The sequence below is a fragment of the Neobacillus sp. 204 genome (assembly GCF_046562815.1).
Taxonomy (GTDB): domain Bacteria; phylum Bacillota; class Bacilli; order Bacillales; family Cytobacillaceae; genus Neobacillus.
In genome coordinates this window covers 114,922-139,645 of the sequence record NZ_JBJORY010000001.1, presented here as the reverse complement: position 1 = coordinate 139,645, position 24,724 = coordinate 114,922, and the positions used below count along the sequence as shown (strand labels likewise).

25 protein-coding genes and 1 riboswitch are annotated in these 24,724 nt (G+C 38.4%); of the genes, 9 read left to right on the top strand and 16 right to left on the bottom strand.

The window, feature by feature from the left end; all coding sequences use genetic code 11:
• The first annotated feature begins 78 nt into the window (after positions 1–78).
• Entirely contained in the window at positions 79–1,911 is a 1,833-nt protein-coding gene (locus ACJ004_RS00695; protein WP_410890572.1) for an aldehyde ferredoxin oxidoreductase family protein, read from the top strand.
• 44 nt (positions 1,912–1,955) lie between these two features.
• Here ACJ004_RS00695 and ACJ004_RS00690 read toward each other — a convergent pair whose 3' ends face one another.
• The 5 genes from ACJ004_RS00690 to ACJ004_RS00670 all read right to left on the bottom strand — a co-directional run bounded on the left by ACJ004_RS00690 (position 1,956) and on the right by ACJ004_RS00670 (position 5,335).
• Positions 1,956–2,228 (bottom strand): MoaD-like domain-containing protein, encoded by a 273-nt coding sequence (locus ACJ004_RS00690; RefSeq protein ID WP_410890571.1) that lies wholly within the window; start codon positions 2,226–2,228, stop codon positions 1,956–1,958.
• Between the two features lies 1 nt (position 2,229).
• The gene (locus ACJ004_RS00685; protein ID WP_410890570.1) at positions 2,230–2,502 is read right to left on the bottom strand and encodes a ubiquitin-like small modifier protein 1; all 273 of its coding nucleotides are present in this window, start codon (positions 2,500–2,502) and stop codon (positions 2,230–2,232) included.
• Positions 2,503–2,634: 132 nt separating this feature from the next.
• Positions 2,635–2,991, bottom strand: a complete 357-nt coding sequence (locus tag ACJ004_RS00680; RefSeq protein ID WP_410890569.1) for a YisL family protein — start codon at positions 2,989–2,991, stop codon at positions 2,635–2,637.
• Positions 2,992–3,127: 136 nt separating this feature from the next.
• The gene (locus ACJ004_RS00675) at positions 3,128–4,036 is read right to left on the bottom strand and encodes a fumarylacetoacetate hydrolase family protein (RefSeq protein WP_410890567.1); all 909 of its coding nucleotides are present in this window, start codon (positions 4,034–4,036) and stop codon (positions 3,128–3,130) included.
• A 153-nt stretch (positions 4,037–4,189) separates the two neighbouring features.
• A complete protein-coding gene (locus tag ACJ004_RS00670) occupies positions 4,190–5,335 on the bottom strand; it encodes a TadA family conjugal transfer-associated ATPase (RefSeq protein WP_410890566.1) in 1,146 nt (381 codons plus the stop codon).
• Between the two features lie 195 nt (positions 5,336–5,530).
• A riboswitch (cyclic di-GMP riboswitch) is annotated at positions 5,531–5,617 on the bottom strand.
• A gap of 258 nt (positions 5,618–5,875) precedes the next feature.
• Between ACJ004_RS00670 and ACJ004_RS00665 the strand changes: the two genes are divergently transcribed.
• The 6 genes from ACJ004_RS00665 to ACJ004_RS00640 all read left to right on the top strand — a co-directional run bounded on the left by ACJ004_RS00665 (position 5,876) and on the right by ACJ004_RS00640 (position 7,874).
• Positions 5,876–6,097, top strand: a complete 222-nt coding sequence (locus ACJ004_RS00665) for a spore germination protein (protein ID WP_410890565.1) — start codon at positions 5,876–5,878, stop codon at positions 6,095–6,097.
• An 18-nt stretch (positions 6,098–6,115) separates the two neighbouring features.
• Entirely contained in the window at positions 6,116–6,337 is a 222-nt protein-coding gene (locus ACJ004_RS00660; protein ID WP_410890564.1) for a spore germination protein GerPB, read from the top strand.
• Positions 6,338–6,398: 61 nt separating this feature from the next.
• Positions 6,399–7,013, top strand: a complete 615-nt coding sequence (gerPC, locus tag ACJ004_RS00655; RefSeq protein WP_410890562.1) for a spore germination protein GerPC — start codon at positions 6,399–6,401, stop codon at positions 7,011–7,013.
• Positions 7,010–7,186: a spore gernimation protein GerPD gene (locus ACJ004_RS00650; RefSeq protein ID WP_410890560.1), complete on the top strand. Its 177-nt coding sequence runs from the start codon at positions 7,010–7,012 to the stop codon at positions 7,184–7,186. The genes gerPC and ACJ004_RS00650 overlap by 4 nt, the downstream gene beginning before the upstream one ends.
• Positions 7,187–7,191: 5 nt before the next feature.
• The gene (locus ACJ004_RS00645) at positions 7,192–7,563 is read left to right on the top strand and encodes a spore germination protein GerPE (protein ID WP_410890558.1); all 372 of its coding nucleotides are present in this window, start codon (positions 7,192–7,194) and stop codon (positions 7,561–7,563) included.
• 92 nt (positions 7,564–7,655) lie between these two features.
• Complete coding sequence (locus ACJ004_RS00640; protein ID WP_410890557.1) at positions 7,656–7,874, top strand: spore germination protein; 219 nt, start codon at positions 7,656–7,658, stop codon at positions 7,872–7,874.
• Positions 7,875–8,090: 216 nt separating this feature from the next.
• On the opposite strand, the gene addA is transcribed toward ACJ004_RS00640, so the two are convergent.
• The 5 genes from addA to ACJ004_RS00615 all read right to left on the bottom strand — a co-directional run bounded on the left by addA (position 8,091) and on the right by ACJ004_RS00615 (position 17,991).
• Entirely contained in the window at positions 8,091–11,876 is a 3,786-nt protein-coding gene (addA, locus tag ACJ004_RS00635; protein WP_410890556.1) for a helicase-exonuclease AddAB subunit AddA, read from the bottom strand.
• Positions 11,873–15,364: a helicase-exonuclease AddAB subunit AddB gene (gene addB / locus ACJ004_RS00630; RefSeq protein WP_410890554.1), complete on the bottom strand. Its 3,492-nt coding sequence runs from the start codon at positions 15,362–15,364 to the stop codon at positions 11,873–11,875. The genes addA and addB overlap by 4 nt, the downstream gene beginning before the upstream one ends.
• A 270-nt stretch (positions 15,365–15,634) precedes the next feature.
• Entirely contained in the window at positions 15,635–16,189 is a 555-nt protein-coding gene (lepB, locus tag ACJ004_RS00625; protein ID WP_410890552.1) for a signal peptidase I, read from the bottom strand.
• A complete protein-coding gene (locus ACJ004_RS00620; RefSeq protein ID WP_410890550.1) occupies positions 16,179–16,844 on the bottom strand; it encodes a TVP38/TMEM64 family protein in 666 nt (221 codons plus the stop codon). The genes lepB and ACJ004_RS00620 overlap by 11 nt, the downstream gene beginning before the upstream one ends.
• A gap of 211 nt (positions 16,845–17,055) precedes the next feature.
• Positions 17,056–17,991 carry an LCP family protein gene (locus ACJ004_RS00615; protein ID WP_410890548.1) on the bottom strand — a complete coding sequence of 312 codons (936 nt, stop codon included), beginning with the start codon at positions 17,989–17,991 and terminating at the stop codon, positions 17,056–17,058.
• Between the two features lie 270 nt (positions 17,992–18,261).
• Here ACJ004_RS00615 and ACJ004_RS00610 point away from each other — a divergent pair, with 270 nt between their 5' ends.
• Complete coding sequence (locus tag ACJ004_RS00610) at positions 18,262–18,627, top strand: YhjD family protein (protein WP_410890546.1); 366 nt, start codon at positions 18,262–18,264, stop codon at positions 18,625–18,627.
• A gap of 18 nt (positions 18,628–18,645) precedes the next feature.
• On the opposite strand, the gene ACJ004_RS00605 is transcribed toward ACJ004_RS00610, so the two are convergent.
• Complete coding sequence (locus ACJ004_RS00605) at positions 18,646–19,215, bottom strand: competence protein ComK (protein ID WP_410890544.1); 570 nt, start codon at positions 19,213–19,215, stop codon at positions 18,646–18,648.
• Positions 19,216–19,408: 193 nt separating this feature from the next.
• On the opposite strand from ACJ004_RS00605, the gene ACJ004_RS00600 reads away from it, so the two are divergent.
• Positions 19,409–19,645: an IDEAL domain-containing protein gene (locus tag ACJ004_RS00600; protein WP_410890542.1), complete on the top strand. Its 237-nt coding sequence runs from the start codon at positions 19,409–19,411 to the stop codon at positions 19,643–19,645.
• Positions 19,646–19,763: 118 nt separating this feature from the next.
• On the opposite strand, the gene ACJ004_RS00595 is transcribed toward ACJ004_RS00600, so the two are convergent.
• The 5 genes from ACJ004_RS00595 to ACJ004_RS00575 all read right to left on the bottom strand — a co-directional run bounded on the left by ACJ004_RS00595 (position 19,764) and on the right by ACJ004_RS00575 (position 24,708).
• Positions 19,764–21,035, bottom strand: coding sequence for a M48 family metallopeptidase (locus ACJ004_RS00595; RefSeq protein WP_410890541.1), 1,272 nt, complete (start codon positions 21,033–21,035; stop codon positions 19,764–19,766).
• Between the two features lie 151 nt (positions 21,036–21,186).
• Positions 21,187–21,495, bottom strand: a complete 309-nt coding sequence (locus tag ACJ004_RS00590) for an AzlD domain-containing protein (RefSeq protein ID WP_410890539.1) — start codon at positions 21,493–21,495, stop codon at positions 21,187–21,189.
• Positions 21,485–22,216, bottom strand: coding sequence for an AzlC family ABC transporter permease (locus ACJ004_RS00585; protein WP_410890537.1), 732 nt, complete (start codon positions 22,214–22,216; stop codon positions 21,485–21,487). Before ACJ004_RS00585 ends, ACJ004_RS00590 begins: the two co-directional genes overlap by 11 nt.
• A gap of 101 nt (positions 22,217–22,317) precedes the next feature.
• A complete protein-coding gene (locus tag ACJ004_RS00580; protein ID WP_410890535.1) occupies positions 22,318–23,094 on the bottom strand; it encodes an enoyl-CoA hydratase-related protein in 777 nt (258 codons plus the stop codon).
• Between the two features lie 51 nt (positions 23,095–23,145).
• Complete coding sequence (locus ACJ004_RS00575) at positions 23,146–24,708, bottom strand: fatty acid--CoA ligase family protein (RefSeq protein ID WP_410890534.1); 1,563 nt, start codon at positions 24,706–24,708, stop codon at positions 23,146–23,148.
• Between the last annotated feature and the right edge of the window lie 16 nt (positions 24,709–24,724).

Here is a 24,724-nt window from a genome sequence, read left to right as displayed (position 1 = left end):
AGGAATCTCTTTTCTCAATATCTAATAGTGTAAGAGATTTGTATCTATTTTTTAAAATAAGAAAGTGAGGGGAAAACTTTGAATCTAGGTGGTTTTAAAAACAAGGAAATCCTGGTCAATTTAACAAATGGAGTAGTTGTTTACCGAGCCATCAACGAAGAAGATGCAGCAAAATACATAGGCGGTCGTGGCCTAGGGGTTAAGTATGTATTAGATAACGGTCCTGAAGTCGAGCCTTTATCTGCTGAAAACATTTTATGTATTATGACAGGTCCTGTCACCGGATCACGTTCTTCCATGAGCGGACGCCTTTGTGTTGTCACCAAATCTCCGCTAACTGGCACCGTTACGGATTCCCATATTGGCGGATGGACGGCTGCACGTCTTAAGTGGGCAGGGGTCGATAATATTATTTTTTCAGGAAAAAGTGACAAGCCCGTATACCTCTATGTAGAAGATAGTAAAGCAGAACTTCGCGATGCTTCTAACTTATGGGGAACTAGCACTAGAGCCTTTATCCAAGCAATGAAAGATGAACATGGAGCAGATGACCTTAGTGTTATGACAATTGGTCAAGCGGGCGAAAACACTGTACGCTTTGCCTCATTTATTAATGAGCATGACCGGGCAGCTGGTCGAGGTGGTACAGCCGCAGTTGCAGGCTTTAAAAAATTAAAGGCGATTGTCATTAAAGCACCTCAAAAAGGCAATATGCCGCAGCCAAAATTAGAAACTGATTACAAAGATGCCAATAAAAAAGCAGTAAAAGCAATCCTTGATGGCGGCTTAACTGCTCCAAACAAAGGCGGATTATCCGTCTATGGCACAAATGTGTTAACTAACTTAATCAATGAAGTGGGAGCGCTTCCAACTAAAAACTCCCAACTAACACACTGGGATGAAGCAGAAAAGCACAGTGGCGAATATTACAACACGAATTTACGTGTGGCAAACAATACCTGCCATGCCTGCCCTGTTGGTTGTAAAATTGAAGTAGAAGTAAAGGATGGCAAATACAAAACACGTGTAGAAAGCATTGAATTTGAATCTGCCTGGTCACTTGGTTCTAACTGTTTATTAAGTGATGCGGAAGCAATTTCATATATGATCGATCGCTGTAATGAATATGGTCTTGATACAATCGAGCTTGGCCACTGTTTCTCTGTTACAATGGAAGCCTTTGAGAAAGGGATCATTTCAGAAGAGTTAAACTGGGGCGATGCAGATTCCATGATTGAATTAACCAAGAAAATCGCATACCGCGAAGGGTTCGGAGGGATTCTTGCTGAAGGACCAGCACGTGCGGCGGAATCTTGGGGAGCGCCTGAATTATCCATGTCTGTTAAGGGTCAGTCTATCCCAGCTTATGATCCACGTGGAATTCAAGGTATTGGACTGGGTTATGCAACAAGTAACCGCGGGGCCTGCCACCTGCGCGGATACACTGTTGCCAGTGAAATTGCCGGTATACCTGAACCAACTGACCGCTTAAAACCAGAAGGAAAAGGCGAATTATTAAAAGTATTCCAAGACATGCTCGCCTTCTCCGATTCTATGAATATATGTAAGTTCTCCTCCTTCTCAGAAAGCGCGGAACATTATGCTGAACAATATAGTGCAATGACAGGGAATCAGCTGACAGCAGAAGACGTTATGAAGGCCGGGGAGAGAATTTATAATCTTGAACGTTATTATAATAACCTTGCTGGATTTAATAAGCGGGAGGATGACTTCCTTCCAAAACGGTTTACAGAAGAACCGGCATCTGGAAACAGTGCAGGACATGTCAGCCATATGGACATCATGCTTGAAGAGTACTATCAAGTCCGCGGCTGGAAAGACGGTCTCGTCACAGATGAGAAACTACGTGAATTAGGTATTATCGATCCTGAAACACAACAAACTGTCTAAGAAAATATCAAAAAAACTTCTGCACACAAAGTGCAGAAGTTTTTTTATCCACCGATTCTCGTTGTTTTAAAGCGGTAATTTTTGATTACCTCATTGAGAGTATGATCGTCAGGAGCACAAAAACGCACTTGGACGGAATTTATTTTAAAACTTGAAGTAAATGAAATTTCTTCCTCCGATATGATTTGTCCACTCCAGTTTTCCGCTTCATATATGTAAGGGAACGTGGCAGTCATTGGCTTAGCACCAAGTTCTTCAAAATACATGCCAAGATGTTCAATCCTTATCCCCCGAAACTCTAAATCTCTTATTATCATATCAGCCACCGGCTACCGGCGGAAATAGAGCAAATTGATCCGTCTCAACTACTTTCGTTTCTAAGTCATCCAAATGAATGATATTTCTCCCATTTACATAGACATGAACAAACGGGAGCAGTTCCTTTTCAGCTGTAAAGATTTCATCTTTTAATGGTGGAAACATTTCAATCATTTTATCAAGTACATCTATTACTCGTTCACCATCAGGTTGAACGTCTACCGTTACCCCTCCACATATTTGACGGAGATTAGCAAACACTTTCACGAGCATATGGATCCTCTCCCCTCTACTTATTTCCATATTAAAACACAAAAGTTATCATTGTCACGATGTTTATTATATTTTACAAATAAAAGAAGACTGCCGTGTTCGCAGGCAGCCTTTGTTAGTTATGATTACATTTTATGGGTGTAAAAATGACATAGGCAATTTCCCGCCTAGATATAAAACAAGGACCCATGCGATAACGAACTGAATCCAAAATACAGATGTTCTTCTTTTATTCGCTACACGGCTAAGGATCATTTCGAATAATCCAATTACCCATAGTCCAACAACCGCTTTTAAAACATACCAAACGTCAATCTTGTAAACCGAAAATAGAAGCCCTACCCCTGTTGCAATAATTAGCAAATATAATACTCGTAAAATCATATGAACGATTTTAGCACCTTTTTCTTTTCCACCTTTATGTAAGAAAAGTGCAACAATAAATAAGATTAGTGCTAAAAGCCAAGCCGTGATATGTCCGTGAATCAATAGTGCCCCTCCTAATGTATAAAATTTCATTGTTTTCGAACCTAATCATACCATAAACAGTTAATAAACACGAAAAAAAGTAAATCAAATATAGTAACAAGCATAGGAATACTATAATAGAATTGGGTACTAATCTTTATTTCTGAATGGTATTTTTCAGTGTTCCAATCTTTTCAATCGTGACTTCCATTTGATCACCGGGAGATAAAAATTTAGGGGGTTTAAACCCTTTCCCTACCCCAGCTGGTGTTCCAGTCGCAATAATGTCTCCTGGTTCTAGTGTCATTCCTGCTGATAGAACGGAGATAATCTCTTCAATCGGAAAAATAAAATTCTTTGTGTTTGAGTTCTGCCTTACCTCCCCATTTACCACCGTATGAATACTTAACTGATTGGGATTTTCAATCATACTTTTGTGGACAATCCAAGGGCCCATCGGACAGGTCGTATCAAGGCTTTTGCCGATAAAAAATTGCTTGTGGCGCGATTGTAAATCTCGTGCGGTTACATCATTAAGAATGGTATATCCAAAAATATAATCCAAGGCTTCTTCTTTTTTTATTCCCTGACCTTTTTTACCAATGATGACGGCAAGCTCACCTTCATAATCCAATTGATTCGTTACATTTTGGTGGGTTAGCACCTTTTCATTAGGTCCAATAACTGTTGTTGGTGCTTTCGTAAAGACCATAATATGCTCAGGTATATCTGCTTCACTACCCATTTCAATCGCGTGTTCCGCATAATTTTTCCCTACACAAAAGATATTCTTACTTGGTTTTGGAATTGGTGCTAATAGTGTTACCTCTTCGATTGGAATATAAATTGAATCTGTATTTTCTCTTGTTTCTGCCCAATCGATTAACCCATTAACTTTTTTGATAAAGATCTCTCCATCAGTAATACATTCCAGCAAAGAAGAAGGGAAGCTTTTTTGCCCTGTCATTACTTCTTCTGCAGGATTAAGTAAAAGCACTTTTGTATCTTTTGTGTCAACCAAGCCCACAAATGATTCCTGTTTATATTTGACTGTTACAAATTTCATGATTTCACCTCAAGTTTTAAATTAACTACACTTATTATTTTAAAATAAACATTTTAATCGAACAAATATAAAGGGGTCACAAAAAACTGATCCCCGACTAATAGGGATCAGCTCTTTACTATTTTTAAATTCGTGAGGAGTCCTTTCATTTTTTTACTCCTCATTGTCTATAAACACTGAGGCTGGGATATTAATTCCAGATTCCATCAGACGATCATAAAATTTAGGGCGGACACCAGTTGATATTAATTGTCCAATAATTTTCCCCTCTGAGTTAAGCCCTTCTTGTTTAAAGGAGAAGATATCTTGAAGAACAATATTTTCATCTTCCATTCCTCGTATTTCAGTTATATTAACTATTTTCCTTGTTCCATCTTTCAAACGGGTTTGCTGTATAATTACATCTATCGCCTTGGCTATATGCTCCCGAATTGCTTTTATCGGAAGGTCTACACCTGATAAACGAACCATTGTCTCTAATCGTGCAATCATATCCTTTGGACTTTTTGAATGCCCTGTCGCCAATAATCCCCCTTGGCCCCTATTCATAGACTGGAGAATATCAAATGCTTCTTCACCGCGTACTTCCCCGATGATGACCCGATCGGGACTCATCCGTAATGTGTTCCTCACAAGCTCGTGAATAGAGTCTGCCCCTTCTTCCACATTAGCAGGCGGTTGTGTCTCAAGAGAAATCACATATGCTTGTCCCAATTGTATCTCTGCAATATCCTCAATCGTTACAATCCTTTCACCCTCAGGTATAAAGTTTGAGAGTACATTTAGCGTGGTTGTTTTCCCAGAACCCGGGCCACCACTAACAAAAATATTTAATCGAGCTTTCACACATGCATCCAGAAAGTTAGCCATTTCCTTCGTCACTGTTCCAAAGTTAATTAAATCGTCAATTTGGCGAGGATACTTTGAAGATTTCCTGATAGTGATTGTTGGCTCATTTAATGCCAAGTGAGGAATCATCGCATTTACATGTGACCCATCTGGAAGCCTGGCATCTAAAATTGGCAAACTTTTATCAATTCTCCGACCTAACGGGGCGACAATTTTATCAATCACCTTCATGACATGTTCATTGTCGCGGAATTGGACTGGGGTTAAAACTAACTTCCCTTTTCGTTCACAGTATACTTGTTTAGGACCATTCACCATAACCTCTGACACATCTTCATCTAATAGAAGGGGAAATATGGGTCCTAGGCCATTTAGGTCATTGATTGGTTTATCAATTTGAATCTCCCCACATAGCTGTCCTTTTTCTGGAATTTGATCGAGTAAGCCCATAAGTTTTCCACCCACCTTTAATCGTTTTTACCTCAAGGGAAAAGCCTCAAGCCGCCAGCATCAAATGGACGGATTTTTCCTTCTAAAATAGAAATAACCCCGCCATTACCGATAGGGGGGTAAAAATCAAAGAAAACTATATAGACATAGGAAACCTATGCAGACATAGCATAACTAATATGAAACACCCTATCTTTCGGTAACTGGCTGGCATAATGCAAATGCACCTTAGCCCCTGTAGCTTTGCGTCACTGATTTTCATCAACTTTGCCTTTATCGAGATTCAGTGTTTATTTTTCCAACTGATCTCTTAATCACATAATAGTCCCTTTTCGATTTATCGAATATCCTACTAATTTATCATTTATCGTCGAAAATAACAGGTAATTATAACCGCCTTTAAAATATACCCCTATAAAGTTACTAACAAATATGAATAAGCACAATTTGGCTCCTGTTTTAATTATTTGGGCGATTGAATCACATTACTTTTGCCCAAACATAGGATGTAGAAGATACTATGAAAAAAGGGTGTTGAAAATGCCAGCAATTGTTGGAGTTGCACAGGTCATTACACTTGGGAGCAGTTCTGTTTTCCATATTGGAGATGTTTATAAAATTATGCCATTCTCGGCTGCAAAAACCTTTTCCGGCGCTGGATCCTTCAACACGGGGGATAGCCTACAGCTCCATAATAATGTTAGTTCTACAAATACCCATGATCCAGATGTTTACGATCAAGGGATTGCACTGAATGCATAAATGAGTAGGTGGGTGTAAATGAATTTTTATATACAGCAGTCCATTCAAATAAATTTCATTAAAATTGGCGGAATTACCAATTCCTCGGTTTTACAAATAGGCAGTGCTGGGATTATCAAACCTATGGCTCATTTATATAATACCGGAGGATTTACACAACCTGCACCACAAACTTCAGGCACTTTATCAGGAGCACCAGCAGTACCCCTGCAAGCTGCCGTTAGAAAACAGGATAAGTAAGACCGTCCTAATCGATATTATTCGGGTAAAATTATTGGCGAATTAATTGTGAGGTGATTATATGTATCAGGATTATTCCCAATATCTTCAATGGCTGCAGATGTGTATTCAAGCCCAGGAGCAGAGAATTCTAGCTTTAGAGAATGCTCTCCAGAAAATGAAAGAAGATATCAAAAAATTAAATGAAAAACAGTCCATTCATGTAGACAAAATTGAATATAAATTTGATCAATTGAAGGTTGAGACTCTCGAAGGGACATTGAATATCGGTCTAAACCCGTCCGATTTATCCGGAATTGAAGACTTCGCAATCCAAAATCAGTCCTTAACCACCCCAATTTCACCAAAACTGCAAATGCAAAGATCAATGAAAATCGAGGAAGCGATTTACAGATATTTAGAAACGGATTTACCTCCAATAGTTGAGGCTGCCCAGAGGGAATTAAACGTTCAACCGAATGATGAATATTTATCGTTCATAAAACAAGACATCAGGAAACAGCTTCCAAGCAGGATTGATTATCATTTAACCTCCAATTCCTCTAGCAGCCGTTCTTCTGAAAATGCCCCTTCGGACGATTTTATTATTGAAGAACTAAAGAAGGAAATTCGAAATGGGGTGAATGTTTTTTTCAGCAATTTACCTGAAAATCTGAAAGGGATGAAAACAGAATGAACTTTCAAGTTTATAACCGTGAACTCTTTGTCGAAAACATAAAAATTACTGGGGTATCAAGTTCATCGTTAGTAATGGTGGGCGATACGGAAACAATTCAGTTGGCGTCAACTTTTGATACACCCGCGGAATCCTTAATCATTGGTCCGTTTGTTCCTCTTTCACCGGAGTGATCATCATGCTGCAGAGAACCTCTTGTGTAGATAATATAATTATTAAAATCGTCTCTTTTTCCTCTACAGTACAGCTAGGGGATTCTTGTATAATCAATGGACTTTCAAGTGCACTCGCTGTCCAAAGGGAAATCGAATTTTTTTATGGCAACGAGGGGAATATGGCCAATTATCGGGTTTATTCCGAACCTATTCCTTTTCTCCCAATTAATGAATCTTTCTCATACTACCGTCAAAATCCAAACCCACTCATTAAGGTTAGTAAGATTGATATTACTGGAATAGCTGCAGGGTCACTCTTACACGTTGGGAACAGCCGCCATATTTCCATGGAGGCGAGAGTTAAGCATATTCGGCAGTTACTTCCAAGTTCCTAGAAAAGAAGTAGATGTAGGCGAACAGGGACAAAAATAATAGCATAAGTTACTATAAAGGATGATTAGTAAGTTTACTAAAAAGGATGTTTGTCATGCCAGCGATTATCGGCCCCGTTCAAATAGTTCACGTAAGTGGAGGGATTGTACAATTTGGAGATACTGTGTATATCTCTCCAAAGAGCGCCTCAAAGACAAATGCAGGTTCAGGTGCATTTAATACTGGTGGATTCATTGTGTCTAATTCAGGATTAAGTGGTACGAATGTACTTGATACGAAAGTAGTTGACCAGCCAATTGTAGATAATAATTAAAAAATGACATAAACCAACCTAAATGGTCTATGTCATTTTTCTTGTATTAAGGCTATTTTCGCATAGTTTGTTGTTTTTCGTAAAAGTTCATCAACCCGAATAACTAAATTCTTCGTGGCATCTTTTCGAAAGAACATTTGCGAAAATTGCCTAGAAACTTAGTAGATGACCCTTATTAAGCCCCAATGGCAACAAAGTTTACGAAAAGAACCTTTATTAATCTTTTTCAACCTTCAAAATATGGGCCCCATCAAAGAAAAACAAATACCTTTCCGTGACTTTTCTTTTCCAAATTTGTTCTATTGCTCGGGTATATAAGTTAATTTGCATCTTGTAGCGATTTTCAAGAATGGGTTTTGCTTGTTCAAACCCTCCTTTATAGCGTTCAGAAATTCGGTCAGTCTTATAATCCACCAAAACAAGCCCATTTTCATCCTCAAAGATACAGTCAATAATCCCTTGTACAAATACAGATTCTTCTTCCTCGTTCCAAGCAGGATACACATCTCGAGCATGCATGGAAAGGGTAAATGGAACTTCTCTGTTGATTGTTTTAGCATTAAAATACCTTTGCCCCAAATCTGAATGGAAAAATTGAACAATCAAGTTTTTATCGATTACTGCAGCCTGTTCGGGTGTCAACAATTCATTGTTGACCATCCATGTTAATTGTTCATGAAGAGATTCCGGACTAATTGATTTAGTTAAATCGACGTGCTGCATGACCATGTGCATGGCTGAGCCACGTTCAGCTGGACTTAATTGCTTTTCCTGCATAAATTTTGGGCGTTTGACAATCGATTTTTTAAAGTGATTTACAAGATCCGTCCCGCTTTGCTCATCCGCTATTTCTCTTTGGCGTTTTATTTCAGAAACGGATTGTTTCGAGCGATGAACCGCGGCATTTGAATAGGAATATTCCCAATCTAAGCGTGACTTAATTTCTTCAGCAAAAGGTGAAGTGGTTGGGACAAGTTCACCTTTTTCGACACTTTCAAGAAAATAGTCCCCTTCCATTCCTTCTTCTGGTTCCTTCTGCTTCACTTCCTCAGCACTGATCAGAGAAATTCTCCATAAAGAAGGATGACTTGTGATTTCTTCAGGAACAAGGGCATGAACGGCTTCACCACTCCTAAATTCCCTAGAGTCCTGGTGGCGGACAAGGGCTGGACCAATCCAATCAATATAGCTTGAAACAGCTGCCCGTTCATAATCCTTTAGCAACCATTCTGGATTCGATGCAACGTCCTGCCATTGGTCAATTTTTTTGAGCGCATCTTTCAGTGTTGCGGTTAAATAAAGCTTTTCTTTTGCCCTAGTCATGGCCACATATAAAATACGCATTTCTTCGGCTAGCATTTCCATTTTCTTTTTTCGCTTAAAAGCAATTTGTGGTAAGGATGGGTATGAAATTCTTTTTTCTGCATTTACATATTTAGAAGCAAATCCATATTCTTTATCAAGCATAAAGGGTTTACGAATATCCGCCATATTAAAGGTTCGTGCCATCCCCGCCATGAAAACGACAGGAAATTCAAGACCTTTGCTGCTATGAATGGTCATAATCCGGACAACGTCCTCTTGCTCACCAAGGGCCCTTGCTGCCCCGAGATCGTCCCCTCTTTCAATCATTCGTTCAATAAACCGAAGGAATCTGAACAGTCCTCGGAAAGTAGTTTGTTCGTATTGCCGTGCTCTGTCGTATAATGCTCGAAGGTTAGCTTGACGCTGTTTTCCTCCTGGCAAACCACCAACAAAATCATAAAACTGGGTATCTCGGTATAGTTGCCAGATTAACTCAGACAGTGAACCCTGCCTTGCCATAGAGCGCCATTCCGTCAGAAAATCATAAAACCGGCGCAGTTTGTCGTAAAATACTGCTGTATTTTCAGCTTGTTTACTCTTGCAAAAGGCAGTAACCGCCTCCCAAAAAGAACCTCGCTTCTGATGAATACGGATTATTGATAGGTCTTCCTCATTCAACCCAACAATGGGTGACCGTAATACAGCTGCAAGTGGGATGTCCTGAAAAGGATTATCAATAACACGTAAAAGAGAAATCATAATAGCGACTTCCGTTGCATTAAAATACCCTGTTGAAAGGTTAGCATAAATAGGAATCCCTTGCTGCTTGAATTCCTCAATGATTTGTGGAGCCCATGTCATTGAACGGAGCAGTATTACTGTATCCCGATACATAAGCGGCCGATTAGATTTCGTTTTTGTATTATAGACAGGTGCTCCACTAGCTACTAATTCCTTAACTTTCGAAGCAATAACCCTAGCTTCAAGTTGAGATTGCTCCAGACCAACTGCATCAAATTCTTCTGATCCAGTCTCTGCTTCACCATCGAGTGCCACAGATGATCCATTCTCCTCAACATTTTGATTAATAAGCAGAAGTTCAACCGGATAAGGATCCTCTTCTGGATAAGGTGCGCCAGCACGTAACTCTGCCGCCTCGTCGTATTCAATTTCGCCAACCTTGACTCCCATAATTTGTTTAAATAAATAATTGGTAGCATCGAGCACTTCTTTTCGGCTTCGAAAATTTCGTGCTAAATCAATACGTAATCCGGTCGATTCTCCGTCAACTTTAAAGCGGTTATACTTGCCTAAAAAAAGGTTCGGCTCAGCCAAACGAAAGCGGTAAATCGATTGCTTAACATCTCCGACCATAAACATATTTCCACTCTGCTCATCTTTCTTAGTTACCAGCTTCAAGATTGTTTCCTGTACCATATTTGTGTCTTGATATTCGTCACAATAAACCTCTTTAAAATGCGCTTGGTAAGCAAGTGCGGCATCCGATGGGAGAAATTCTCCCGCAGGTGAGATTTCTTTTGTCAAAATCCCTAGACAGCAATGTTCTAAATCGGCATAATCCACAAGCCCTTTTTCTCTTTTTACCTTTTCAAACCGTTGAGAAAATTCTTTTACAAGATGAACCAAAGTTTCAATTAATGGGAGCATCTCTTTCATATCACTTAAAAAGCTCTCAGGCTTTCGAGAGAATAGTTCTTCTTTTATATCTTGAATTTTTTTCTTCGCTTTATCACGAAGCTTTTGGGCCTTCTCTGTTAGTTCTTTATCAAAGTTGTCACCTTTCACTTGTTTTGCCCGTGAAAAGGACCAGGTCTGCATAGCTTGATAAAGTGTTTCCCAAGAGTCCTTCTTGGCAAGAAGAAGGGTATCAATCATCTTTAAATCATCTAAAAAGTTTTCAGCTCTAGGTGCAGGTCCGCCTGGGAGCTTTGTTACTTCCAAGCCGCGCTTAATCATTTCTCTAGCAGCTTCTAATTGAAGTTCGATATCAAAAAGAAGTGCCTGGATAAAGGAAAGGTCCGCTATATTTTGAATCGCCGAAACATCATACATCGAAATGATTGACTTTAAATATTGATTGGGCAATGGATTTGATCTAGCAAAATCGTAAATAGACCGAACAATATCCATTAAAGCAGCATCACTGCGGTCATTGGTGAATGAATCTACCAAGTTAAAAAATGCTTCATTATCTTTTCTTCCATATTCTTCTTCAAATAATTCGTCCATTACTTCATCTCGGATTAATTGTGCCTCTGTTTCATCGGCAATTCGAAAACCGGGATCGACATCGATTAAGTAATAATACTTCCGAATCACTTCCATACAAAAGGAGTGAAGAGTTGAAATGGATGCCTTGTTTAGTAAGCTGAGTTGCTTTCTTAAATGACGCGACATGGGGTCCGCATCAATGGCTTTTTCGAGGGCTTCCCCAATTCGATGTCGCATCTCAGCTGCCGATGCGTTCGTAAAGGTCACCACTAATAATTCATCAACATCAATTGGGTCAACTTTTGAAAGAATCTTTTGGATCATTCTTTCCACTAGTACAGCAGTTTTTCCAGAACCTGCTGCAGCTGCGACAAGGATATCTCTATCTTTGGCCATTATTGCTTTCCATTGGTCATTTGTCCATGTTACATCTTCAGGCTTGGGCGGGATAACAACATTACTCAAGATTCTCGTACCTCCTTCCTAATGAGTTCTAATACATCTTCTTTTGAATGCGGGGTGAGAACCCGAAATTGATTATTTTCAATTGCCTCATCAAACTGACAAACTGACTTATATGAACAAAACGTACAGGGGGTTTTTTCCTTTAACTTATATGGAGCTATATCGATTTGTCCATCGATAATAGCGTTACCTGTTTTTAGATATAAGTTACGGACATAAGTCTTTAGGTCATCAAATTCTGATAGACTAGCAACTTTTGATTTTTTAGATAAATTCCCATCTTTTTTAATGCCTGCAGCAATAATTTGCGAATCACCTGATTCAAGAGTTTTGTCCATAAGCCGAATCACATTTTGATCACTAACCATTAATCCATTCATTTTAAATTTTTTCATCATTTCCTTTTCTATTTCATCAATTGATAACATTTTTGTTGTATTAATAAAGGGATTATGAACATGGAAATAGAGAACTCCAGCAGGACTGGCTTTCATCTCTACCAATTCATTCGAATGGGTCATGACAATATCAAGGTAAGTTAACATTTGCAGTGCAAGTCCATAATATACTTCGCTAAAATTGACATCCTTTTCACTCGACTTATAATCAATTACTCGTAAAAAGACGCTATCATCTGCAGCTTTTGCCTGATCGACTCTATCTATTCTGCCGGCTAATTCCATTCTTTTCCCGTTTTTCAATGAGAACGATAATGGCGGAAGCTTTCCATTTGGTCCGAATCCTAGTTCCAAACCGATAGGTGAAAAACCACTCACTTTTGCATGCTCACTTAAAACGACTGAAGCACGAGTAATTATTTGTTCCAATTTTCTTTTAATATAATGATGGCGCTCAGAACTTAATAATATTTCATTTTGCAATTTAGGGGCCAATGTCTTGACTGCTTCCTTTGAGAGGTCTTCACATTGTTTCCTTGAAAGCTCAGCCCAAGAAAGATTTTGTTCATTAACAATATCGGCAATCTGTTTTAAGGCAGCATGGAACAGCTCCCCGATATCAGGAGCCTCTAACCGATAGACTTGGCGATCCCGGAGCTTTAAACCATGCTGAGCAAAATGAGAAAAAGCACAGGAGTTATATAATTCCATTCTGGAAACACTGGCTTGAATGGCTTCACCATATAATTCATCTGCAACCTCTTTTGAAAGCTTAACGGTTTGGTTCGAATAAAACAGGCTTGAAAACACTTTTTGTGCTTTTGCCTTCCCTGAACTCTCAAGATAATAGTTGTAAACATCCCACCAAAGATTAGAAATGGGATACCCTCGTTTTTTCCATTGAAGTTGGGAATTGAGGTATGACAATGTCGTTGTAAAATTTGAAATAAAACTCAGTTGACTCCGTTCCGAAACTTGCGATGGATCTGATACGTAGAAAAGCTCATTAGCACCCGGAAACATGTCTTTTATTCTCTTAATATACGACGAAGGAATTAATGCTTTTCCTTCATCATTCGCGAGTGGGTAACAAACAAAAAGGGCTTCTGATGGTGCAGTAAAAGCCTTATAAGCCAAGTAGGTTTCATCGAGCAATCGTGTCCTGCTGCTTGGTGCGATATTGACTCCAGCTGCTAAAAGGATTTCTCTGTCTTCATCTGAAAGGATCCCTTCATCAGAAATTTTTGCAGGCAGGATTCCTTCACTGACACCCACTACAAACACGACTTTTATTTCATTGAGCCTTGATTTTTCTAAATCCCCAATCAAAACCTGGTCCAGTGCAGGGGGAATAAGGGAAAAATGTAAGGACTCAAATCCCGACTCTAATACAGCAGCGAATGACTTTAACGTGACTGGTTCATCCCCCAGTATTTCAACATATTGATCCAGAAGATCGATTACAGCATTCCACACTTGTTCGTGCTCACGCATTTTTACAAGATTACCCTTTTCTTCGGCGGCAACTTTCCATTGTTCAAGCTTTGCCGGGACATCCAATTCCTCTAGCAATAAATAGATAGCTTCACAGAGTTTTCGACCAGAATCAGCTTTTTTCAAACGTCTTGAAAGTCGTAATAACGGCGCTGTTATCATAAGTTTTAATTCATTTAACTCTTGTTCCATTTCTTTTTCCGCATCAGTTTGAGAGGTACCCTCTAATTCCAGCCCTCTAATGCGACGATAGCTCCACCGATCCTTTTTCGTCCATTTACTTCCGTTAATTCCGTAAGCTAGACAATAATTTTCTAGTTTGTCCATTTTCTCACGCATTTTAGCGGAACTTTCCTGAAGCGGATATAACAATTCTGTCTTTATCACTCTGAATACTGGTTCATAACGCCAGTAAGAATTAATCACTTCTAGACTCGAACGAATGAATTCGATGAGCGGATGGTTCAGCATCGTCCTTTTTTGATCAATAAAATAGGGAATCTGATAATCGTTGAAAACTGGTTCAACAATTTCATGATAGTCCCCTCCATTTCTGATTAATAAAGCAATATCCCGATATCGGTACCCTTTTGTCCTAACAAAATCACGAATCTCTCTGGCAATTCCTTCAATCTCAGCTCTTCGGTTTACTGCTTGGCAAATATTAATATTCGACTCGCCAAAATACGGTACTGCAGGCCGAGTATCAAATTTTTCTTCCAGATGACCTAATGACAGATGAGTCCATTTTTTTTGTTCCTTTAAAATGACAGATTGATCCATTTCGATCCCATTTGCTTTAGCTAAATCATAAATGGCAAAACAAGTTCCACCTGTTAAACGGAACAAGTCAAGTTCATCAGGGGCTGTATCAAAGGATACGTGATCTGTTGTAAGTGCGATTGAAACGGTTTTACACTGCTTCATCAATTCCAATATGACACGATATTCCTGAGGCGAAAAACTATCAAACCCATCAATATATATATCTGCATCTTTTAAATAGGTTGAGCAGGATACTTTCTCCGCTAAGAGGGTAAAGTAGTCTTCTGAATCGATATATTTTCCAAAAATTTCGTCCTCAAACTTTTTATAAATAATTTCAAAATCTTTGATTTTATCATGTAAGGCATTGCCAGCAGCTGTGTCTTCACTCGATTGAAGTGAGCCCTGAATTAGCTCCTCTGGTCTTATACAGTATCGTTTAAATTCAGTTATCATTTGCTCAAGTTGTTTGATAAATCCAGTCTTATCGGCAGCACGCTGAAAAAGCCTTAGTTGCTCCTTCTGCTCTTCGATAATTTTGCGAATGAGCATGCTCATCCCTACACTGCTTAAATGGATTCGGCTAATCCCACCTGTTTCTTGCAAGATTCGCCAAGCCATTCGAGAAAAACTATATACTTGAGCGCGAATCATTCCACCAATCGCTGGGTCTGTCGCCAAGCGATATTCAGATAAAAAAGTCATCTGTTCTGGAACGATATAAATAATCGGTGTGCCTTCTGGGTCTTCCAGCAGCCGCTCCTTTATTTCTTCAAGGAACATAGCAGTTTTGCCGCTTCCTGACCGCCCAATTACCATTCTTAATGACATGAAAAAACCTCGCTTTCCCCAACCATTCAAAACCATTATATTTCTCATTTTACCACAAAATAAGCACAAACGTTTGGAATATCATAGAGCCGATTCAAGCCATAATTGGTAAATTCTACGATGTGAGCCTTTTTAAAGTCTATATACCAATAAATATTTAATGAATTAATGCGGTGAATTGTTGAAGTAATTGAATAAAATAAAAGGCTGCCGAGGTTTTTCGACAGCCTTACACGATTTATCATCGTGTTAAACCTTTTAATCTTTGAACTAAAAATGGACGTCCATTTCATTTAATGGCCAGTAGCGTAAATCCACTTTACCTACCACTTGACTTGCTGAAATAAAACCGAATTGACGGCTGTCCCAACTACCTAATCGATTATCACCAAGCACAAATAACTTTCCATCAGGGACTGTATTTTCACCGGTAATTTCCTTTAAACTGAAATCACCAGTAATCCTTATTCCAGGTGTTTTTTGTTTATACACATCTAAAAATGGCTCTTCAAACTTATGCCCATTGATATACAACTGATCATCACGATATTCAATCTTATCACCTGGCAAGCCGATAATCCGTTTTACAAAATCTTCTTTTTCATTGGCATGAAATACAATGACATCAAATCGATTCAATTCCCCCACTTGATAACCAAGCTTGTTAACTACCAGCTTGTTTCCATCCTGCAGCGTTGGCATCATTGATTCGCCTTCTACTACATAATTCGAAAAGAAAAATGTACGAATAAAAGCAAAAATAATGATTCCAATCGCAAAAGCCTTAGCCCATTCCATGCCTTCCTTTTTCCATTCAATCTTCATTAACGCTCCTCCGTTTCTCCTGCTTATAGTTTCTATCTATTTCACCATTATGGTCAGTTTCCGTATGCTTATTCATTCTACCTTCAATTCGTCTGCCAACAATCCACAAAATGAAAATAATAAGCAATACTACAACAGTTCGAAGCGGCTTAGTCAGCAATGACTGGAGATCATAGCCAACAAAACTAATCGTGAAAATCATCACCATTTTTCCAATACATACGGCTAACATGTATTGAGCAAGGCGAATTTTAGAAAGACCTGCAACAATATTTACTACAGCTGAAGGTGTAAATGGAAAACAAAGCAGTAAAAAGAGGGGACCAAATCCATGACGATCTACCCAATCCATTAATTTACGGACCTGCGGGTGCTTGGGCAAAAAAGATAATAACTTTTGCTGCCCATACCTTCTGACTAGTAAAAATACGAGCATTGCCCCGATACAGGCTCCGAGCCATGAATATAAGAATCCTAACCAAAGTCCAAAAGCACTTGCATTAGCCATTACAAATAAAAACAATGGGAGAAATGGCATGAATGCTTCTATGACAATAAGCAATACGCCTGGTATGGGACCTAAGGCACGATATTCCTGAATCAAACTCATAATATGTTCAAGCGTAAACCATGCTTTTAATGATTCAATGTCCATCAGATTTCCCCTCATTTTTTTACTAAGGCTATTTTCGCATAGATTGTTGTTTTTCGTATAAGTTCATCAACCCGTAAAACTCTATGCCTCGTGGCATCTTTTCGTAAGAACATTTGTGAAAATTGCCCAGGAACTTAGTAAATGACCCTTAAAAAGCTCCTAAAGCAACAAAGTTTACGAAAAGAGCCTTTACTAAATAGCAGTGCTTTGATTACTTTGTAATAAATTGATGTAGTGCCTCTTTATTTTTTTCGACATCAATATCTAATACTGCTCCTTCCCCAGCTATTCGTGCATCCGAATAGCTATTTTCGACAGGAATTCGTAACGTATCGATATTTCCGCGATCATTCGAAAAGAAATCTTTAGCCATAAATGTTATATCTGAAGTGTCCATATTTGTATTCACATACGGCGCCACTACTCCAATAAGTTTTGGGAGTTTTGGAATCGTTTGCAAGCCCATTAATTGATCTCCAATGGCCTTTACCGCCTTTTGTTGACGTTCTACCCTGCCAAAATCACCGATGGCATCATGACGGTAGCGAACATAACCAAGCATTTCCTCTCCATTTAATCTTTGCAGACCTGGCTCTAAAGTTACATCTATATTTTTAGACATTTTTTTCTCTACATCTATCTCTACCCCATTAGGGAATGCTTCATCAATAAGTTGCACAAAGCCTTGAAAATCCACAATGACATAATATTGTAGGTCAATATCAAAATTTTGCTTGATTGTTTGTCTCATTAACTCTGGGCCGCCGCGTGCAAAGGCAGAGTTCACTTTATGTTTACCATGCCCCGGAATCTCGAGGTAACTATCCCTCATAATTGAAGTTAGCTTAAAGGTTCCTTTGTCTTCATTATAATGAACAATCATGATTGTATCCGCTCGAGACTTTTCCTTGCCTCTTGCATCACTTCCGAGCACGAGGATATTTGTACCTCCATACTGATCCTTTTTTCCTTCAAAAGTATAGACAACATTTGAAGCTTTTTTATCAATTTTTTTTAGTGATTGGTTAACACCCAGTCTGTATTGATAATAAGCATACCCTGCCACTGCCCCAATGAGCAGTATAAATACTAGTAAAACGGATGGCCATCTTCTATTTTTCTTCACTTGATGTTTATCAGATCTCATTGTTATCTCACCTATTCATCCATGTTTTTTATTCTCCTATTTAATGACTGTTATTTCTCTTTAGGGGTTTCCTCATTTAATTCATTTTCCCCTATCCGATATCCTTCTATTAATAAAAACTTTCTCATATAACAACTGAAAATTTCAATAAATAAAACTCGTCCAATGACGAGTTTTGGTTAATGTAAAGGCCTATTGCTTTTGATGTTTCTTTTTTGTAAAATAAAGTAGAACATTTGTTCCATTAAGAATGAAAGGTGTGACTAAAAAATGACCAGAATCCCCGAAGATGATCGAGACATAATGGAAAAGGCTATGTATTTACCAATGGTTCTAATTATCTTAAACAGGGATTTAACCGTTGTTGAAAAAAGCCCGTTTAAGTTAAAACAACCATATTTAGATTTAATTGAGGAAACGATGAAGGAAATACAGAAGGAATTGGCCATTGTAAAACAATATATGAAAAAAAATAAACTTCAGGTGATTGAAACAAAACGGGACGATGCTTTTACGCTGTACAGTTTTATTTATAAAGGCTATGAAGAAAACCATAATTACTTTAACCCAAGAATCCGTAATAAGGTTCAGGAATTAATGGAGGCCTATTTGTTAAAAAAACATCTGTCCCGTTAATGGTTAGCAATTCGAGACTTATTTTAGGTTTTTGGAATGAGCATCGTATTCAAAGGATTTTTCCAGAGCATTTATTGATTGGGGCCCACGTGCCATATAAAATAATCTTTTCCCATTACTTTCTATTCTTTGCATGAGCTTTGTTTTTAATAATGAAGTTCTTAACATTTGGCCTTCAATTGTACTTACTGGTACTGGAAATATGTGCGATTGTTTATTGCGGAAAATGATCATTGTTTTTTGAGCGGATACGCGGCGATAACTCTCAACATGTTCAAATGAAATCCATATACACTCAGGAATTAGCGGCGAAACCGTAGGAAAAAAATAGATGTTGTTCGTTGGTTCAATGATGATTGGGAGTTTTCGGTAATAGCCAATTAATTGCCGTGTGCCTCTTTTCCTGCTTTCGTAATCAACACCAAAATAAATGCAACTCTTTTTGATTATATCCAATGGCTTAAAGGGCGATAAGAATTCATCTTCTAATTCCACTGAACGCGAATAAACTTTCCCTCCATATACAACTGGTTCTACATACATCGTGCATGAATTGATTTCATATTCTTCGATTTGAGTTTGTTTCAACCCATTCAACTCCTTTTTCCATCTTATCCACCATATCTTACCATTCCCTGTTTTTTATTCCGTCACTTTTCTGAATTGTTCCTAAATTATTCACAAAATTTAGGCTAAATAAATATTTATTTTAAAATTATAAAATGAATGATAATCCTCGAAAAAAACCATATAATTTTAAAAAGCATCAGAGGTGATTTTCATGAATGAAAAATCATACACGGAATTAATGAAACTTGGTGCCATGAAACGCAATCGGCTGAAAGAGAACTTCGTCCAGGATTTATACATCGAAATACTGTTGTCTGAAATTCAGTTAACTGTCGAGAGAGAAAAATTACTGCAAAAAATCGATGAGGCCATTGATTGTCGAGACAAAAAGTCATTTCTCCATTTATCCGGGCAACTAAAGGAAATTAACAAAAAATTTGGGACGTAAACTACTTTTGATAAGCCGTCAAAAATTGACGGCTTTTTTATTTTTATCCATAAAAAAGGCGAATATATCTATGATTAGATAATCCGCACTTTTCAGTCATTCTTCTGCTAGTAATAATCTATTTATTCCTTTGTTTCAGTTCAAATTCTTCGAGCATGGAAATTCGGTCGAGCATGGAAGGATGGGTATACCTAAAAATTTTGACTAATAGCGGTGGATTTACTTGACTTAAACCAGATCGGGTTAGTTCCTGGAAAGAAGTGATTGCAGCTTCTGGATTTTTGGTCATTTCTATCGCATATTTGTCTGCGCGTGTTTCTTGATAACGAGAAGTAAAATTGGTAAATGGACTTGCCGCAAATAGGAGCATCGAAAGGACCATAAAAAATAACGGCAAGGAGCTGATATCACGGACATCTGAAATTTTTAATTCCTTTCCCCAGCGCCTTGTTGCCCAATTCATAATTCTATAGGCCAAATACAATCCAAGCAATGAAATCAGCAAATAGCCAGCAATCCCAAAATAAATATGTTTCTCAACATAATGGCACATTTCATGAGCCATGATAAATAATATTTGATTATCATTCAGTTTATTTAAGGTAGTATCCCATAGAACAATTCTAGCATTAGAGCCTATTCCTGTTACATACGCATTTAAAGCATTTGTTTCATCAGACATATTCACTTCAAATACATGCTGTGCTGGAATTTCAGCCTTATTAGCCAACGCCAAGATTTTTGTTTCCAATTCTTTATTTTGTAATGGATAAAAGTCATTATATAAGGGATCAATCACTACTGGTTGAAGATACATCATAAATAAAGTAAACGGAATTGATAATAGCCATCCATAAAGCCACCATCGTTTTTTACTTTTTTTCATAAGCCAGTATAATACTGGAACAATTATCAACCAAGTCCCATAATTAATCCAAAAGTCAATTAACTCATCCTTCATCCAGGAAGCAAAGGATTGTGTTGATATATTATATGTTTTAGCTAAAGAATAACTAATGTAACTTAACGGAAATGTCGCCACATAAGCGAAAATAGATAGCCAGATTAGATAAATAGCTGTTTGAAGCAGTTTATACCTTGAGGAGCCTACTGCCCAGCGTTTGATTGCTTTTGATAACCCGAATAATAATATTAAGAAATATAAAAGCCATTCCAACGGAGTTGATAAGAAAAATAATAAATTTCTTATTTTGGAATATTCCTCAGTCAGCATAAGTTCTCGTCCATTTAAAAAAGTGGTCGGGTCAGCCTTCGATCCTTCGTATTCGAAAGGAAGGCTTGTATCAGCAAAGTAGAATAAATACCAATAAATAAGCAATCCATATAGAATGTAGCCCAAAACAGCATAGACTCCCATTTTTCTCGCCATGATTTGTCCCCCTTTGTACAAACTCTCTATACTTAGTTTAGTTAAAAAAGTATAAAATAGAACTGGAAATAAGAAAAGCGCAAGCGCCTTCGTGGTAATAAACAAGCAAGATTAATAGAGAAAAAAATAAAAGCCAGTAGTAAATACCGGCTTACATAAGATAGGAATATATGGATAGAACAGCGATTGAACCGAGGACGACTATAATGACATTAGCGCCTAAAAAGGCAGCAATAAAGGCAGCAGCGGCTCCTAACACCCCGTACCATATATCGTTCTTCTGGATTAAAAGAATGGAGGGAAAAATTAACGCACCAAGCGTGGCAAACGGAACATTTTTTAATACCCCTTGAATAAAAGGCGGGAGTTCTTTCCCTTTAAATAAAACAAAAGGCATCATACGGGGAATATATGTAACCAAACCCATTCCAAGGATCATCCATACTATTTCAGTCTTCATGTCTTACACTCCGATTCCTCATTTTAATAACTTCAGCTGTTTCGATAATAATGGCAGATAGAAGGGTCGCCGTAACAATTGCCCAACCTTGAGCCATGAGATTTCCAATGGTAAAAATCGAGTTAAAAACTGCACCCAGTACCGCCAAGAAAATCACTTTGACGCTTTTTTTCATGGAAGGGACTAGAAGGCCAATAAACATTGCATAAAGTGCAACTCCCATGCTTTCTTGTAAGGTTTGTGGCAGACTCGCTCCAATTAAATGCCCAAGCCCGGAAAAAATTACCCAACTGGAGTATGAAACGGAAATTACACCGAACAAAAAGCCAGTTGCCGCAGTGCCGTCTTTTGTAGCGACAACAGAAAATGTTTCATCTGTAATGCCAAAAGAATAAATTAACTTATTAACAAGATGGTCCTCTTCTACCTTTTCATTCAGTGATGTGCTCATCAGAAAATGCCGGATATTTACAATGAAGGTCGTTAGAATGATTTCAAATATTCCTGTCCCATAGGCTATGAGGCTAAGTGAAATATATTGGGATGCGCCAGCAAACACAATCAGACTCATTAATACCGTTTCATAGATAGATAGTCCCGAAGTCTTAGCAAGGAGACCAAAAGTCAACGCAATCGGAAAATAGCCAATCGCGATACTTAACCCAGCTTGGATTCCTTTTTTAAATTCAGATGTTTCTCTACTAAAGGCTAGATCCGCCAACCTGATTCCCCCTTGTTGCATCACTCATATAAACATAAATAATAGCAAATTTTCTGTTAAAGGGAAATAAAAAAAACATGGCGCCAAGCACCATGTTCTGTTTATTTCCCCTTAAAGGCAGGTTTTCTTTTTTCAGCGAAGGCATGCAGTGCTTCGATTCGATCCTCTGTTGGGAGTGTTACTTCATATGCCTTACGTTCAATTTGTAATCCTGTGTTTAAGTCAGTATTCATCCCATTTTTAATTGCAAACTTGGCCTGTTGGACTGCAATTGGGCCATTAGCCAGTATTTGCGAACAAAAAGCAAAACACTCTGTCATTAATTCCTTTCGCTCCACAACCTTTGTTAGAAGTCCAAAGGTAAAAGCTTCATCAGCAGACAAGCGACGTGCCGTCAAGATGAGCTCTAAGGCCTTAGCCTGACCAATCAAGCGCGGAAGGCGTTGAGTCCCTCCTGCACCTGGAATGATCGCTAGACTCGTTTCCGTTAAACCCATCAGTGCTTCTTTTGCTGCAATACGGAAATCACAAGCCAAAGCAAGCTCCATTCCTCCGCCAAACGCAAATCCATTTATTGCGGCAATAGTCGGTTGGGGCAGACAATCAATCGCCGTAAAGACCTCATTAATTTTATAAAGATTTCGCTTCACTTGTTCATCCGATAATGTTTTTCTTTCCTTCAAGTCTGCCCCCACACTAAATGCCTTTTCACCAGCACCAATAAATAGGACGGCCCGAACTTCTGAATTACTGCGAATTTCTTCAACCTTTTTCTGTAGGTCGAGTAATGTCTCATAATTAAACGCATTTAGAGAATCGGCCCGATTGATTGTAACAACTGCCACATGATTGTTTATCTCCAGCAAAATTGGTTCCATAATGCTCCCCCTTAAAAGGGCAGGTTAACATACCTGCCCACAATGTAAATATTAGTTACTGACAGTTTGGGCTACCTGTGACTTTAGGACCCTTCTTAATATCTTCCCGGTTGTATTCTTAGGAAGTTCTTCAATGAATTCAATCAAGGATGGAATTTTATATTTGGCCAAATGTTCCCTGCAATAATCTAGTAATTGCTCCGTTGTTAGCTCGGGGTTCTTGCTGACAACAAAGGCTTTAACAGCCTCACCAAGATTTGGATCTGGAATGCCGAGAACAGCGACCTCTACAACATCAGTATGATTATAAATAACCTCTTCCACTTCACGCGGGTAGACATTATAGCCGCCAACTAGGATGAGATCCTTTTTTCGATCAACAATATAAAAGTAGCCATCTTCATCCATTCTGGCAAGGTCTCCGGTATGAAGCCAGCCATTCCGTATCGCCGCTTCCGTTTCCTCCGGTAGTTTATAATAACCCTTCATTACATTAGGACCACGGACGATAAGTTCTCCCACCTCACCAACGGGTACTTCTTCACCAAGCTCATTAATGACTTTATTTTCTACACGAAGGATGGATGTTCCAATTGATCCAGGCTTACGCGGGCGATCAAGCGGATTAAAGCAAGTAACAGGAGAAGCCTCAGACAAGCCATAACCTTCCGATACTATTACATTAAACTTTTGTTCGAAATTCTTTAAGAGGGCAACAGGTAAGGAAGCTCCTCCTGAAATACATAAGCGTAAAGATTTTAGGTCTTCAGGATTTCCGTCAGGATATTGGAGGAGGAAATTATACATGGTCGGGACACCTGCAAAAACAGTGGCCTGATTTTCTTTGACTAGTTCAAAAATTTCTCTAGGACTAAATTTAGGTGCAATTAATAGTGTGGCCCCACTTAATAAAGGTGCATTTAAGGCAACTGTCAAACAGAAAACATGGAACATCGGAAGAACGGTTACTACCTTATCATCGGAATTCATTTTCAAATATTCACTAACATCTTTAGCATTACTATACAAATTCTTATGGGTTAACATCGCACCCTTTGGTTTGCCTGTTGTGCCCGACGTATAAAGAATAATAGCTGTATCATCGTCATTGAGTTTAGGTCCCTTAAAGGTTAGATCACCAGAAGCAAGCACCAATGAAAACGATTTCATTTTTAAGGAGCCTGATAATGCTTCTATTTTTGATTCAACACTGCTAGTTGGCGACGTTTCACAAAATACGTAATGTTCGATTTTTGGCAAGAAAGTATGCATTTTTTCTACTAATGGGATCGCAAGGTCTAGTGCGATCACTACCTTGACGTCACCATTATTTAATATGTAACCTATTTCATCTGAAGTGTAAATGGGGTTCACGGGAATTACAGTTACTCCTAACCGTAGTGCCCCATATAAACTGATAACAAAGTGTGGTGAGTTACCTAACAATAATGCGATATGATCTCCTTGTTTGACTCCTAATTTTTCGAGACCAGATGCAAATTTCGTAATTGCACCATCCAATTCAGCATAAGTACATGTTTGGTCCATATAATAATAGGCTGGTTTAGTGGCAAAGTTCTCCGCTGCTTCTTCAAAACGTGATAAAAGATTCATCGTTCTCCCCCTTTGA

Coding starts and splice junctions, on each gene's coding strand:
- ACJ004_RS00690 (WP_410890571.1), bottom strand. CDS start 2,228: ATGATAATAAGAGATTTAGAGTTTCGGGGGATAAGGATTGAACATCTT.
- ACJ004_RS00685 (WP_410890570.1), bottom strand. CDS start 2,502: ATGCTCGTGAAAGTGTTTGCTAATCTCCGTCAAATATGTGGAGGGGTA.
- ACJ004_RS00675 (WP_410890567.1), bottom strand. CDS start 4,036: ATGAAATTTGTAACAGTCAAATATAAACAGGAATCATTTGTGGGCTTG.
- ACJ004_RS00670 (WP_410890566.1), bottom strand. CDS start 5,335: ATGGGCTTACTCGATCAAATTCCAGAAAAAGGACAGCTATGTGGGGAG.
- ACJ004_RS00665 (WP_410890565.1), top strand. CDS start 5,876: ATGCCAGCAATTGTTGGAGTTGCACAGGTCATTACACTTGGGAGCAGT.
- ACJ004_RS00660 (WP_410890564.1), top strand. CDS start 6,116: ATGAATTTTTATATACAGCAGTCCATTCAAATAAATTTCATTAAAATT.
- gerPC (WP_410890562.1), top strand. CDS start 6,399: ATGTATCAGGATTATTCCCAATATCTTCAATGGCTGCAGATGTGTATT.
- ACJ004_RS00650 (WP_410890560.1), top strand. CDS start 7,010: ATGAACTTTCAAGTTTATAACCGTGAACTCTTTGTCGAAAACATAAAA.
- ACJ004_RS00645 (WP_410890558.1), top strand. CDS start 7,192: ATGCTGCAGAGAACCTCTTGTGTAGATAATATAATTATTAAAATCGTC.
- ACJ004_RS00640 (WP_410890557.1), top strand. CDS start 7,656: ATGCCAGCGATTATCGGCCCCGTTCAAATAGTTCACGTAAGTGGAGGG.
- addB (WP_410890554.1), bottom strand. CDS start 15,364: ATGTCATTAAGAATGGTAATTGGGCGGTCAGGAAGCGGCAAAACTGCT.
- lepB (WP_410890552.1), bottom strand. CDS start 16,189: ATGAAGATTGAATGGAAAAAGGAAGGCATGGAATGGGCTAAGGCTTTT.
- ACJ004_RS00620 (WP_410890550.1), bottom strand. CDS start 16,844: ATGGACATTGAATCATTAAAAGCATGGTTTACGCTTGAACATATTATG.
- ACJ004_RS00615 (WP_410890548.1), bottom strand. CDS start 17,991: ATGAGATCTGATAAACATCAAGTGAAGAAAAATAGAAGATGGCCATCC.
- ACJ004_RS00610 (WP_410890546.1), top strand. CDS start 18,262: ATGACCAGAATCCCCGAAGATGATCGAGACATAATGGAAAAGGCTATG.
- ACJ004_RS00600 (WP_410890542.1), top strand. CDS start 19,409: ATGAATGAAAAATCATACACGGAATTAATGAAACTTGGTGCCATGAAA.
- ACJ004_RS00595 (WP_410890541.1), bottom strand. CDS start 21,035: ATGGCGAGAAAAATGGGAGTCTATGCTGTTTTGGGCTACATTCTATAT.
- ACJ004_RS00590 (WP_410890539.1), bottom strand. CDS start 21,495: ATGAAGACTGAAATAGTATGGATGATCCTTGGAATGGGTTTGGTTACA.
- ACJ004_RS00580 (WP_410890535.1), bottom strand. CDS start 23,094: ATGGAACCAATTTTGCTGGAGATAAACAATCATGTGGCAGTTGTTACA.
- ACJ004_RS00575 (WP_410890534.1), bottom strand. CDS start 24,708: ATGAATCTTTTATCACGTTTTGAAGAAGCAGCGGAGAACTTTGCCACT.